Genomic DNA, 12,290 nt, shown 5'->3' with positions numbered 1-12,290 from the left:
CAGCAAGGAAACGGAGCAGCACTCCATGGCAACCCTGTCCGTCGCCGCCATCCTCGCCGAGAACGCCCGGCGTCGCCCCGGCAAGACCGCCCTGGTCGAGGGCGAACTGCGGCTCACCTTCGCCGAGGTGTGGCAGAAGGCGCTGGCCCAGGCGGGCGCGCTCACCGGCCTCGGCGTGCGGCCGGGTGACCGGGTCGCCCTCATGGCACCCAACACCGCCGAGTTCCCGGTCGCCTACTACGCCATCGCCGCGGCGGGCGGAGTCGTCGTCCCCGTTCATCTGCTGCTGTCGGCCGGCGAGGTCGAGCACGTCCTGCGCGACAGCGGGGCGAACCTGCTGCTCGTCCACCCCGGGCAGGCGGCCACCGGGCGCGCCGCCGCCGAGGCCACCGGCATCCAAGTGGCCGTGCTCGGCGAGGAGTTCGAGAAGCTGACGGCCGACGCCGAGCCGCTGCCGTCGTACGTCACCCGGGACGTCGACGACCCGGCGGTGGTCTTCTACACGAGCGGGACCACCGGCGTGCCGAAGGGCGCGGTGCTCAGCCACTTCAACCTCGTGATGAACGCGACCGTCAACGCCTTCGACGCCAACGACATCCGCGCCGACGACATCGCCCTCGGCGCGCTGCCGCTCTTCCACGCCTTCGGTCAGACGGTGTCGCTCAACTCCACCTGGCGGGCGGGTGCCACGCTCGTGCTGCTGCCCCGCTTCGACGCGGCCCGCGCCATCGAGCTGATGGTGCGGGAGGGCGTGAACACCTTCCACGGCGTGCCGACCATGTTCGTCGCCCTCGCGGCGGCCGCGGCGGACGCCGCCGCGCTGCCCGCCCTGCGCGTGTGCGTCTCCGGCGGGGCCTCGCTCCCGGTCGCCGTACTGGATCGGTTCGAGGACGCCTTCGGGGCGAAGGTCTACGAGGGCTACGGGCTGTCGGAGACCTCGCCGACGGCCACCGTCAACCAGCCCGTCTTCGGCACCAGGGCCGGGACCATCGGCCATCCGCTGTGGGGCATCGACGTGGAGATCGCCCGCGCCGAGGTGGAGGGCCGCATCGAGCTGCTGCCGCCCGGCCGGCTGGGCGAGGTCGTCATTCGCGGCCACAACGTCTTCTCCGGCTATCTGGGCCGGCCCGAGGCCACCGCCGAGGCCCTGGTCGACGGCTGGTTCCGCACCGGCGACCTCGGCACCAAGGACGACGACGGCTTCCTGCGGATCGTGGACCGCAAGAAGGACGTCATCATCCGCGGTGGCTACAACGTCTACCCGAGGGAGGTCGAGGAGGTCCTGATGCGCCACCCCGGCATCGCCCAGGTCGCGGTCATCGGCCTGCCCGACGAACTGCACGGCGAGGAGGTCTGCGCCGTCGTCGTACCGGCGCCGGGGGCCGCTGCAGACGCGGCGGCGATCACCGAGTGGTCCAAGGAGCACCTCGGCCGGCACAAGTACCCGCGGCGCGTGGAGTTCACCGACGCGATGCCGCTCGGGCCCAGCATGAAGGTGCTCAAGCGAGAACTCCGGGCGCACTACGCCGACCGGTCGTAGCGGGCGGCAGGGGTCACCGGGCGAGACAGTCCTTACGCCGGAGGGTTGTCCGGACATAGCATCGGTCTCCGCATGAACACGATGACGCTCTGGCACATATCCGGCTGGGGGTTCGCGGCGCTCGCCTGCGCGGCCCTGCTCGTCGGCTTCTCCAAGACCGCCGTGAGCGGGGCCAACACGGTGAGCCTCGCGGTCTTCGCGGCGGTCCTCCCGGCCCGCGCCTCCACCGGCATCCTGCTGCCCGTCCTGATCGCCGGCGACGTGCTCGCCGTCCTCACCTACCGGCGGCACGCCCACTGGCCCACCCTGTGGCGGCTGTTCCCGGCCGTCGCGGCGGGAGTCGTCCTGGGCACCCTGTTCCTGATGTGGGCCGACGACGGGATCGTACGGACCTCGATCGGCGCCATCCTGCTGCTGATGGCCGGGGTGACCGTGGGGCGGCGGCGCCGGACCGGGGCCGGGGCGGCACCGGACGCGGTGACCACCCGGGCGGGCCGCGCCAAGGCCCGCTCCTACGGCGTCCTCGGCGGGTTCACCACGATGGTCGCCAACGCGGGCGGCCCGGTGATGTCCATGTATCTGCTGTCGGCGGGCTTCCGGAAGCTGGGCTTCCTCGGCACGTCGGCGTTCTTCTTCCTCGTCGTGAACGTCTCGAAGCTGCCGTTCAGCGCGGCCCTCGGCCTGATCGACGGGCGCTCGCTGCTCCTCGACACCGCGCTCGCGGTGTTCGTGGTACCCGGTGCGCTGTTCGGCAAGTGGGCCGTGCACAGGATCAACCAGCGGCTCTTCGAACAACTCGTGATCGCGGCCACGATCGTGGGCGGAGTGCAACTGCTACTGCGCTAGCCCCAGCAAGGCAGGGAGGTCCGCGAAGGAGTCCAGCACGTGGTCCGGTGTGCCGCTCGCACCGTCCAGCGTCTCCTGCTGGAACTTCCCCGTCCGCACCAGCACCCCGGTGAGGCCGGCCCGTTGGGCCGCGAGCACGTCCGACTCCACGTCGTCGCCCACCATCAGCGCCCGTCCGGCGCCCACCCCCAGCCGGGCCAGCGCCGCCCCGAAGAACGCACGGGACGGCTTGCCCGTCACCTCCGCCTCGACCCGGGCCGCCTGCTCGAGCCCGAGCAGAAAGGCACCGGAGTCCAGCTGCAGCCCGGCGTCGGTCCGCCAGTACAGGTTCCGGTGCATGGCGACCAGCCGCGCGCCCCGCTGCACGAACCCGAACACCCGGTTGAGCGCCGCGTAGTCGAACTCCGGCCCGGCGCCGCCGAACACGACCACCTCGGGATCGTCGTCCACCAGCGTGACCCCATCCAGGTCCTCCGCGATGTCCCCACTGTTGAGCAGCGCGCAGCGGGCGCCCGGGAAGTGCTCGGCCAGGTGGGCGGCGGTCACGGAGGGCGCGGTGAGGACCTCCCCGGCGCTCACCTCCAACCCGGCCCCGCTCAGCGTCTTCGCGATCGACGCCCGCGTCCGGGAAGTCGTGTTCGTCACCAGCGCCACACCGAGCCCGGCCGCGCGGATCCTGCGCAGCGCCTCCACCGCACCGGGCAGCGGCTTCCAGGAGACGGTGAGGACACCGTCGATGTCGATCAGCACGGCACGCACGGACTCCATGCACCGACCGTAGCGGCCCGGACGCCGGACGGCCCCGTAGCACCTCGTACGCTCACTCCTATGCCCGCGCACGTCCTCATCCTCGGCGGCACCACCGAGGCCCGCCGCCTCGCCGCCGTTCTCGCCGCCCGGCCCGGCACCCGGGTCACCACGTCCCTGGCCGGCCGGGTCGCGCGGCCGGCGGCGGTGGCGGGCGAGGTACGGACCGGCGGCTTCGGCGGGGCGCAGGGCCTCGCCGACTGGCTGCGCACCCACCACGTGGACGCCCTGGTCGACGCCACCCATCCCTTCGCCGAGGCCATCACCGCGAACGCCGCCCGCGCGGCGGCGGCCACGGGAGTGCCGGCGGTGGTGCTGCGCCGCCCCGGCTGGCGACCGGGCCCCGGCGACCGCTGGTACGACGTCCCGTCCCTGGCCGCGGCCGCGGACGCGCTGCCCGCCCTCGGCCGCCGGGTCTTCCTGACCACCGGACGCCTCGGTCTCGCCGCCTTCGCCCACCTGACGGACCTGCACTTCCTCGTCCGCTCGGTCGACCCGCCCGAACCACCCGTGCCACCGGCCACCGAAGTCGTCCTCGCCCGTGGACCGTTCACCGTGGCCGAGGAGACGGAACTGCTCCGCGCCCACCGGATCGAGGTCCTCGTGACCAAGGACAGCGGAGGCGAGGCCACGGCCCCGAAACTGACGGCGGCACGCGAACTCGCCGTGCCCGTGGTCGTCGTACGCCGGCCGCCGCTGCCGCCGGGGATGGCAGCGGTGCCCGACGTGGCCGGCGTCCTGGAGCGGCTGGGATAGGAAGTGGCCGCGCCCGCGCGCCGGAGCCGCCTGCCGGTACAGCGCCGCGCCCCTTCGGGCGCTACCGGTCCCCGGGGTTTCTGCGCAGCAGGTACGTGTCCATGATCCAGCCCTTGCGCTCGCGCGCCTCGGCCCGCACCCGCTCGATCCGCGGACCGGCCTCGGCGATCGGGCCGGAGACGAGTATCTCGTCCGGGGTGCCGACGTACGCCCCCCAGTAGATGTCGATGTCCTCCTCGGCGTACCGCCGGAAGGCCTGGTGCGCGTCCAGCATCACGACCACGTCGTCGACGCCCTCCGGGAAGCCCTCGGCGAGCCGCCGTCCGGTGGTGATCTGCACCGGCCGGGCCACCCGGTTCAGTCCCGTACGGTGCCGGGCGACCAGGGCGGAGACACTGCTGATGCCCGGCACGACGTCGTACTCGAACGCCACCGCCCCGCGCGCCGACACCTCCTGCAGAATCCCGAGCGTGCTGTCGTACAGCGCCGGATCGCCCCACACCAGGAAGGCGCCGGTGCCGTCCTCGCCCAGCTCCTCGGCGATCAGCCGCTCGTAGATACCGGCCCGGGCGCCGCGCCAGTCCTCCACCGCCGGCGAATACGCCGCCCCGCCCGCCTCCCGGTCCCGCTCCGGGTCACGGACCTCCACCACCCGGTACGCCCCCTCGGGCAGATGCGCGTCCAGCATGTCCCGGCGGAGCTGGGTGAGATCGCTCTTCACCTCGCCCTTGTCCAGCAGGAAGAACACGTCCGTGCCGCGCAGCGCCCTGACGGCCTGCAGGGTCAGCTGCTCGGGGTCGCCCGCGCCGATACCGATGACATGAATCTTTCGCACGCCCCGAGTCTGCCGCATGCCACCGACAGCGGGCGCACCGGCCGCCCGGGCCCCGCGCCGGGCGGCACCGAGGCACCGTCAGGAACGGAGCAGGGGCGCCTCGTCCCGGGCGTCGACGGGCCGCTCACCGCCCTCCACCCGCCCCGCCAGCTCCCCAGCCCACCGGACCAGCCCGGCGAGATCGATCCCGTACGGCCGGTCCTCGCCCTGCTGCGTCTCCCAAGTGCCGAGCGCCCCCGCCCCCCGCCGCAGCAGCCGCGCTCCGCCGACGGCGTTCCCGCGCGCCGCGTGCGTGAGCCCCACGGCCAGCTGGGCCAGTCCCCGCCACAGCGGACGCTCGTCCTCCGGGCCGGCCTTCCAGGCGTCCTCGAACACCTCGTGCGCGTGGAACGGCCTGCCCGCGTCCAGCAGGGCCTGCGCCTCCACGACCGTCTCCCGCGGGGCCCGCACGACACCCTCCGGCTGCCGTGGGACGCCCTCGGCACCGTAGGGCAGCGGCCGGCCGAGGCCGTCCCGGGGCCGTGCGTTGCGCGCCCGCCCGTCGGCGTCCCGGTCCCTCGCGTCCGATGCACCCGCGTTCGTCATACGACCGATTGTCCCCGGATCTGCCCGGGCCCTCTTCGGCACACTCACGGACGTGGGGTAAAGTGCTGTTCGCGCGATCACGCGGGTCACCGTGAGTGAGCGCATCGGGACGTGGCGCAGCTTGGTAGCGCACTTGACTGGGGGTCAAGGGGTCGCAGGTTCAAATCCTGTCGTCCCGACTTGCGAATGCGCAGGTCAAGGCCGCTTCGGAGACATCCGAAGCGGCCTTTCCGCCATCCCGGGACCGTCGTCGGCATGCGCACACCGTCGGCCGCGGGCTCCCTGCCGGACCCGGCTGCCGGGGCCCGCGTGCGGCACCGTCGCCGAGTGCCACTGCTCGGCACCCGCCTGCCACTGCCACCACTGGGCGGGCGTCTCAGCCCTTGTTGGAGCCCAGGGTCAGACCGCTGACGAACTGGCGCTGGAGCGCGAAGTAGACGACCAGGGTCGGGATCGCGGTCAGCAGGGAGCCCGCGGCGACCAGGTTGGGGTCGGTGAAGTACTGGCCCGACAGGTTGTTCAGGGCCGAGGTGATCGGCATGTTCTGACCGGTCGAGATCAGCACCAGCGCCCAGAAGAAGTCGTTGTAGATCCAGATCGACAGCAGGGTCGCCAGCGCCGCCATCGCCGGCTTGCACAGCGGCAGCGTGATCTGCCAGTACAGCCGCCACACCGAGGCGCCGTCGACCAGCGCGGCCTCCGTCAGCTCGTGCGGCAGCGAACGCATGTAGTTGCTCAGCACGAACGCGCAGAACCCCGACTGGAACGCCACATGGATGAGGACCAGACCCAGGGCGGAGTCGTACAGCTTGCCGCTCTGCGTGATGCCGGGCAGGTTCGTCAGCAGGTACAGCCGGTACAGCGGGGTGATGATGACCTGCTGCGGGAGCAGGTTGCCGGCCGTGAAGACCAGCAGCAGCGCCAGGTTGAGCCGGAAGTCGAACCGGGCGACGTAGAACGCCACGCAGGAGGACAGGAACAGGGTCAGCAGTACGGCCGGCACCGAGATGATCAGCGTGTTGCCGAAGTAGTGCAGCATGTCCGACTGCTGGTACGCGTTCGTGAAGTTCTCGAAGGTCAGCTTGTCCGGCCAGGAGACGTAGCCCTTGGCGCTGGTCTCGCCGTACGGCCGCAGCGCCGAGAAGACCGCCCACAGCAGCGGCGCCAGCCAGGCCAGCGCCGTGCCGGAGAGGAAGACGTGCAGCACGATCCGGGCCGGGCGGATCGGGGCGCGCCGCTTCAGCGGCAGGGTGGTGCTGCTCATGCGCGCCGCTCCTTCCGGAAGGTGGCGATCAGGTACGGGATGATCACGGCGAGGGAGATCACCAGGAGGACGACGGCGATGGCGGAGCCGTAACCGATGCGGCTGGACTCGCCGATGATGTTGTTGGTGACCAGGATCGACAGCAACTCGGTGCCCTGGGCGCCCTTGTTGAAGACGAAGACCAGGTCGAAGGCGCGCAGCGCCTCGATGATGGTGACGACCAGGACGACCGTGTTGGTCGGGCGCAGGGTCGGGAAGATGACGCTCTTGAACGTCTGCCACTCGTTGGCGCCGTCCAGTGCGGCGGCCTCCCTGAGCGAGGGGTCGACGCTCTTCAGGCCCGCCAGGTACAGGATCATCATGTAGCCGGTGTGCCGCCAGGACGCGGCGATGAGGACCGCCCACAGATTCAGGTGGGGGTCGCCGATCCAGTCGATGTAGTGGCCGGGCTTGTTGGCCCCGATGATGCTGTTGATCAGTCCGGTGTCCGGGTTGTAGACCAGCTGCCAGACGAAGCCGATGCAGGCCATCGAGATGACCACCGGCAGGAAGAACGCGGTCTGGTAGACCCGGCTGAAGCGGATCCGCTTGTCCAGCTGCACGGCCAGGAACAGGCCGAACGGCGTGGGGATCAGGATCAGGACGACGAACCAGATGACGTTGTGCTGGACGGCCGGCCAGAACTGCGGGTTGTCGCTGAAGAGTTGCTTGAAGTTGTCCAGGCCCACCCACTTGATCGAGTCGAACCCGATGCCGTCCCAGGTGGTGAAGGCGAGGAAGATCGAGGCGATGGCGGTGACCCACACCAGGAGCACGTGCAGGATCGTCGGCACGCCGGCCATCACGGCGAGCGTGATGCGGTCGCGGCGGGTCAGCAGGCGCCGGTGGCCACGCGTGGCCCGCTTCTTATCGAGCGCGGGCCCCGGAGGCGGCACGGCGGCCGCCTCCGGGGTCTTCGTCGTCGTATCGGTCGTCATCGGGCCGCTCACTGGGACGCGAAGATCTGCTTCTTCTGGCGTTCGATGGACGACAGCAGGCTGTCCACGCCCTTGGGGTTCTGCAGGAACTTCTGCAGGCCCGGCTGCATCACCGTGGAGGTGAAGTCGGGCCGGGAGTCGCGGTCCATGAACTGGGTGAGCGTCTTGGCGTTGCCGATCATGTCGAACGCCTTCTTCTGCAGCGCCGAATAGGCGGAGGTGCTCGCCTTGCTGGAGGCGGCGACCACGCTGGGGTCGGTCTTCAGGTACAGCTCCTCGGCAGCCGGGGTGCCCAGGTACTCCAGCAGTTTCAGCACACCGTCGTGGTTCTTCGGGGACTTGCTCACCATGAAGCCGTCCGTCGGCGCCTCGACGGTGTCCTGGCCGTAGGCGGAGTTGATCTCCGGGAAGGGGAAGAAGTCGAGGTCGTCCAGGTCGGCCTTGTTGGTGAACTGCTGGGCCACGAAGGAGCCGAGGAGGTACATGCCGGCCTTCTTGGACACCAGGCCCTGCGCGGCGTCCTGCCAGGTACGGCCCATGAAGCCGTCCTGGTGGTAGGGGAGGATCTCGCTCCAGTGGTCGAAGACGGCCTTCACCTTGGCGTCGGTCCAGGAGGCCTTGCCGGCCATCAGCTGGACGTGGAAGTCGTAGCCGTTGAGGCGGAAGTTGATCTGGTCGAAGGTGCCCATCGCCGGCCAGGCGTCCTTGTCGCCGAAGGCCATCGGGACCAGGCCGTCCTTCTTCATCTGCTTGCACAGGGCGACCAGTTCGTCCCAGCCGGCGGGGATCTTGTAACCGTGCTGCTGGAAGACGCTCTTGCGGTAGAAGATCGCCCAGGGGTACGTGGTCAACGGCACGAAGTAGTACTTGCCGTCCTCGCCCTTGCTGAGCTTCTTCATCGCGTCGGGGAAGTTGTCCCCGATCTTCTGCCACACGTCGTCGATCGGCGAGGCCAGACCCTTGGCCGCGAAGAACTGCATGCGGTAGCCGGCGAACCAGTTGAACACGTCGTCCGGCGTGCCCTGCAGATACGAGTTGATCTGCTCCTGGAAGGTGTTGTGGTCCTTCGTGTTCACATCGACCGTGATGCCGGACTGCTGCTTGAACTGCGCGTACACGCTCGCGAACGCCTTCTTCGGCACGGCGTCCGAGGCGTTGGAGCCGAGCGTGACGGTCTTCGGGTCGGAGGAGGAACCGCTGCCACCGCAGGCGGACAGCAGGGGTATGCCGGCACCGGCGAGCAGGGCGGCACCGCCCGCTGTGCGCAGGAGGGAACGACGGCTGGGACCCGGGAGGGAAAGACCGGAGGGGGAGAGGCGCATGGCGGCTCCTGAGGAATACAGGGCTCGGTCAAGGGGATGAGTTGATCGCCGAAAGGTTTTCGAAACCGATCAGAAACCAACTCGACCGAACATCGTGGCGTAATAACAGCCCCAACTCCGCTCATGCGTCAATAGGTCGGTCCTCACTGGGCTCTCTCTTGCCCGAAACGTAATCGTCATCGTTACCTGCGTGTTCGCCCCGGCGTGAAGCCGACAGCCCCCACGGCACGGACGGCCGCGGGGGCTGTGTGAACACGGGTGGTTCCGCTTCGGGTTCTGACCAGCGATTCAGGTGCGGACCAGCAGTTGGAAGTCGAAGGCGTACCGCGAGGCCCGGTACACGTGGCTGCCGTACTCCACCGGCCGGCCCGTGACGTCGTACGCGGTGCGCCGCATGGTGAGCAGGGCCGCGCCCTCCTCCTCGTCCAGCAGGGCGCCCTCCTCGGCCGTCGCGCTGCGGGCGCCGATGGACTGACGGGCGCTGTGCAGGACGATCCCGGCGGACCGCATCATGCGGTACAGACCCGTCGACTCCAGCCGGTCCGTGGGGAGTTCGAGCAGGGCGGCCGGGAGGTGGTTGCACAGGAACGCCACGGGCCGGCCGTGCGTGCGGCGCAGCCGCTCCAGTACGACGACCTCGCTGCCCTCCGCCACGCCGAGGGCCGCCGCCACCTCGGCGTCGGCCGGGATCCGTTCGTTGCGCAGTACCCGGGTGGTCGGCGCCTGTCCCGCCGACTCCAGGTCGTCGTAGAGGCTGCTGAGCTCCAGCGGTCGCCTGACCTTGCTGTGGACGACCTGGGTCCCCACTCCGCGCCGGCGCACCAACAGACCCTTGTCGACCAGGGACTGGATCGCCTGGCGCACGGTGGGCCGGGACAGGCCGAGTCGTACGGACAGGTCGACCTCGTTGCCCAGGAGATCGCCCGGGGCCAGCCCGCCGCGTTCGATGGCCGCCTCCAGTTGCCGGGCGAACTGGTGGTAGAGCGGTACCGGGCTGGTGCGGTCCAGTGTGAAGGCGAGGGAGTCGAGCGCACGATCACCCGGTGCCGTTCGCCGTGGGGTGCGGTGTACTGGGCTCATGCCTCTCAGGTGTAGGTCCGGGACGGTGCAGGTGTCAATGGTTTGTACTTACATTCGAACCTGCTTGTGAAATGATGTCTTAACAAAGTATTGACAGTGGGCCCGTCAGGGACTTGGATCCCGTCCCAACGCAACAGCGTCCCTTCCCCCGTCGCACGCACAGTGAGGTGCAGGAAAGATGGACCGCTCTTCTCCCTACCGCTTCCGCAGGCTGGCCCCGGCCGTGGCGGTGGCCGCCGCGGCGGCCCTGACTCTCGCCGGCTGCGCCAGCAGCCACGGCGGCAAGAAGGCCGAGGAGGCGGCACAGAACGCCTCGGCGGGCAGGGCCAACACCCCTCGCATGACCGTCGCCCTGGTCACGCACCAGGCGCCCGGTGACACCTTCTGGGACACCGTCCGCAAGGGCGCCGAGGCCGCCGCGGCCAAGGACAACATCAAGCTCGTCTACTCCGCCGACCCCAACGCGGGCAACCAGGCCAACCTGGTGCAGAACGCGATCGACCAGAAGGTCGACGGCATCGCGGTCACCCTGGCCAAGCCCGACGCGATGAAAGGCGTCATCGGCAAGGCGGAGCAGGGCGGCATACCGGTGGTGGGCCTGAACTCCGGCCTGAGCGACTGGAAGAGGCTCGGCCTCCTGGAGTTCTTCGGGCAGGACGAGAGCGTGGCCGGCGAGGCCTTCGGCAACAAGCTGAACACCACCGGTGCCAAGAAGATCGCCTGTGTCATCCAGGAGCAGGGCAACGTGGGCCTCACACAACGCTGCGACGGCGTGCGGAAGACGTTCAAGGGCACCACTGAGACGCTGTACGTGAACGGCACCGACATGCCGTCGGTGAGGTCCACCATCACGGCCAAGCTGAAGCAGGACAGCTCCATCGACACCGTCGTCACCCTCGGCGCCCCCTTCGCGCTGACCGCGGTGCAGTCGGTGGGCGATGCGGGCAGCAAGGCCAAGGTGGCCACCTTCGACCTGAACAAGGACCTGGTGAAGGCCGTCCAGAACGGCTCGATCGAGTTCGCCGTCGATCAGCAGCCCTACCTCCAGGGCTACCTCGCCGTCGACTCCCTCTGGCTCTACAAGTACAACGGCAACTTCAGCGGCGGCGGCGAGCAGCCGGTGCTGACCGGCCCGGCTTTCGTCGACAAGTCCAACGTCGACAAGATCGCCGAGTTCGCCGCGAAGGGGACCCGGTGATGAGCATGGCCCAGCAGGCTGAGCCGGCCCTCGGCGGGCCGCCGGCGTCCGGCACCAAGGAGACCGACGGCCGCACCGCGCGGCGCCCGCTGGCGCTGCGGCTGCTGGCCCGCCCCGAGGTGGGTGTCTTCCTCGGTGCCGCCGCCGTACTGATCTTCTTCCTGATCGTCGCGCCCTCGGTCCGCCAGGGCAGCTCGATGGCCACGATCCTCTACCAGTCCTCGACCATCGGGATCATGGCCCTGCCGGTCGCGCTGCTGATGATCGGCGGCGAGTTCGACCTGTCCGCGGGCGTCGCGGTGATCACCTCCGCGCTCACCGCGAGCATGGTCAGCTACCAGCTGACCCTGAACGTGTGGACCGGCGTGATCGTCGCCCTGGTCGTGTCCCTCGCGATCGGATTCTTCAACGGCTGGATGGTGGTCAGGACCGGGCTGCCCAGCTTCCTGATCACCCTCGGGACCTTCCTGATCCTGCAGGGCGTGAACCTGGCCGTGACCAAGTGGGTCACCGGCAATGTCGCCACCGACGACATCAGCGACATGGACGGCTTCGACCAGGCGAAGAAGATCTTCGCGTCGTCCTTCGACGTCGGCGGGGTGCAGGTGAAGATCACGGTGGTGTGGTGGCTGGTGTTCGCCGCCCTGGCCACCTGGGTGCTGCTGCGCACCAAGTACGGCAACTGGATCTTCGCCGTGGGCGGCGACAAGGAGTCCGCGCGGGCGGTGGGTGTCCCGGTGACCTTCACCAAGATCTCGCTGTTCATGCTGGTCGGCTTCGGGGCCTGGTTCGTCGGCATGCACAACCTGTTCTCCTTCAACACCGTGCAGTCCGGTGAGGGCGTGGGCCAGGAGCTGATCTACATCGCCGCGGCCGTGATCGGCGGCTGCCTGCTCACCGGCGGCTACGGCTCCGCGATCGGCCCGGTCTTCGGCGCGTTCATGTTCGGCATGGTCAACCAGGGCATCGTCTACGCCGGCTGGAACCCCGACTGGTTCAAGGCCTTCCTCGGCGTGATGCTCCTCGGCGCCGTCCTGATCAATCTGTGGGTCCAGCGCACGGCGACCCGGAGGTAGAGCG

At 69.7% G+C, this 12,290-nt stretch carries 12 protein-coding genes and 1 tRNA gene; 6 read left to right on the top strand and 7 right to left on the bottom strand.

Annotation, left to right across the window (positions count from 1 at the left end):
• The first annotated feature begins 25 nt into the window (after positions 1-25).
• Complete coding sequence (locus tag ABZ919_RS01395) at positions 26-1,540, top strand: long-chain fatty acid--CoA ligase (RefSeq protein ID WP_361241002.1); 1,515 nt, start codon at positions 26-28, stop codon at positions 1,538-1,540.
• 72 nt (positions 1,541-1,612) lie between these two features.
• The gene (locus ABZ919_RS01390; protein ID WP_361241000.1) at positions 1,613-2,386 is read left to right on the top strand and encodes a sulfite exporter TauE/SafE family protein; all 774 of its coding nucleotides are present in this window, start codon (positions 1,613-1,615) and stop codon (positions 2,384-2,386) included.
• Here the strand turns inward: ABZ919_RS01390 and ABZ919_RS01385 are convergent.
• A complete protein-coding gene (locus tag ABZ919_RS01385; protein WP_361240997.1) occupies positions 2,375-3,154 on the bottom strand; it encodes an HAD-IIA family hydrolase in 780 nt (259 codons plus the stop codon). The genes ABZ919_RS01390 and ABZ919_RS01385 overlap by 12 nt on opposite strands.
• A 60-nt stretch (positions 3,155-3,214) precedes the next feature.
• On the opposite strand from ABZ919_RS01385, the gene ABZ919_RS01380 reads away from it, so the two are divergent.
• Positions 3,215-3,949, top strand: a complete 735-nt coding sequence (locus tag ABZ919_RS01380; RefSeq protein ID WP_361240994.1) for a cobalt-precorrin-6A reductase — start codon at positions 3,215-3,217, stop codon at positions 3,947-3,949.
• A gap of 61 nt (positions 3,950-4,010) precedes the next feature.
• Here ABZ919_RS01380 and cobF read toward each other — a convergent pair whose 3' ends face one another.
• On the bottom strand, positions 4,011-4,784 hold the full coding sequence (gene cobF, locus ABZ919_RS01375; RefSeq protein ID WP_361240991.1) for a precorrin-6A synthase (deacetylating): 774 nt from the start codon (positions 4,782-4,784) through the stop codon (positions 4,011-4,013).
• Between the two features lie 78 nt (positions 4,785-4,862).
• Positions 4,863-5,369 carry a DUF309 domain-containing protein gene (locus tag ABZ919_RS01370; RefSeq protein WP_361240988.1) on the bottom strand — a complete coding sequence of 169 codons (507 nt, stop codon included), beginning with the start codon at positions 5,367-5,369 and terminating at the stop codon, positions 4,863-4,865.
• Between the two features lie 105 nt (positions 5,370-5,474).
• Between ABZ919_RS01370 and ABZ919_RS01365 the strand changes: the two genes are divergently transcribed.
• Positions 5,475-5,548 (top strand) — tRNA-Pro (locus ABZ919_RS01365).
• A 197-nt stretch (positions 5,549-5,745) separates the two neighbouring features.
• Here the strand turns inward: ABZ919_RS01365 and ABZ919_RS01360 are convergent.
• The 4 genes from ABZ919_RS01360 to ABZ919_RS01345 form a co-directional block, all read right to left on the bottom strand.
• Positions 5,746-6,633: a carbohydrate ABC transporter permease gene (locus ABZ919_RS01360; RefSeq protein WP_361240985.1), complete on the bottom strand. Its 888-nt coding sequence runs from the start codon at positions 6,631-6,633 to the stop codon at positions 5,746-5,748.
• Positions 6,630-7,610 carry a sugar ABC transporter permease gene (locus tag ABZ919_RS01355; protein ID WP_361240982.1) on the bottom strand — a complete coding sequence of 327 codons (981 nt, stop codon included), beginning with the start codon at positions 7,608-7,610 and terminating at the stop codon, positions 6,630-6,632. The genes ABZ919_RS01360 and ABZ919_RS01355 overlap by 4 nt, the downstream gene beginning before the upstream one ends.
• An 8-nt stretch (positions 7,611-7,618) precedes the next feature.
• Entirely contained in the window at positions 7,619-8,932 is a 1,314-nt protein-coding gene (locus ABZ919_RS01350; protein ID WP_361240979.1) for an ABC transporter substrate-binding protein, read from the bottom strand.
• A 288-nt stretch (positions 8,933-9,220) separates the two neighbouring features.
• The gene (locus tag ABZ919_RS01345) at positions 9,221-10,012 is read right to left on the bottom strand and encodes a GntR family transcriptional regulator (protein WP_361240975.1); all 792 of its coding nucleotides are present in this window, start codon (positions 10,010-10,012) and stop codon (positions 9,221-9,223) included.
• A 178-nt stretch (positions 10,013-10,190) separates the two neighbouring features.
• On the opposite strand from ABZ919_RS01345, the gene ABZ919_RS01340 reads away from it, so the two are divergent.
• Together ABZ919_RS01340 and ABZ919_RS01335 are read left to right on the top strand one after the other, a co-directional pair.
• A complete protein-coding gene (locus ABZ919_RS01340) occupies positions 10,191-11,210 on the top strand; it encodes a sugar ABC transporter substrate-binding protein (RefSeq protein WP_361240972.1) in 1,020 nt (339 codons plus the stop codon).
• A complete protein-coding gene (locus ABZ919_RS01335; RefSeq protein WP_361240970.1) occupies positions 11,210-12,286 on the top strand; it encodes an ABC transporter permease in 1,077 nt (358 codons plus the stop codon). Before ABZ919_RS01340 ends, ABZ919_RS01335 begins: the two co-directional genes overlap by 1 nt.
• The last annotated feature ends 4 nt before the right edge of the window (positions 12,287-12,290 follow it).

This window comes from Streptomyces sp. NPDC046759 (genome assembly GCF_040645475.1).
Taxonomy (GTDB): Bacteria; Actinomycetota; Actinomycetes; order Streptomycetales; family Streptomycetaceae; genus Streptomyces.
This window is presented reverse-complemented; position numbering and strand designations above follow the sequence as displayed.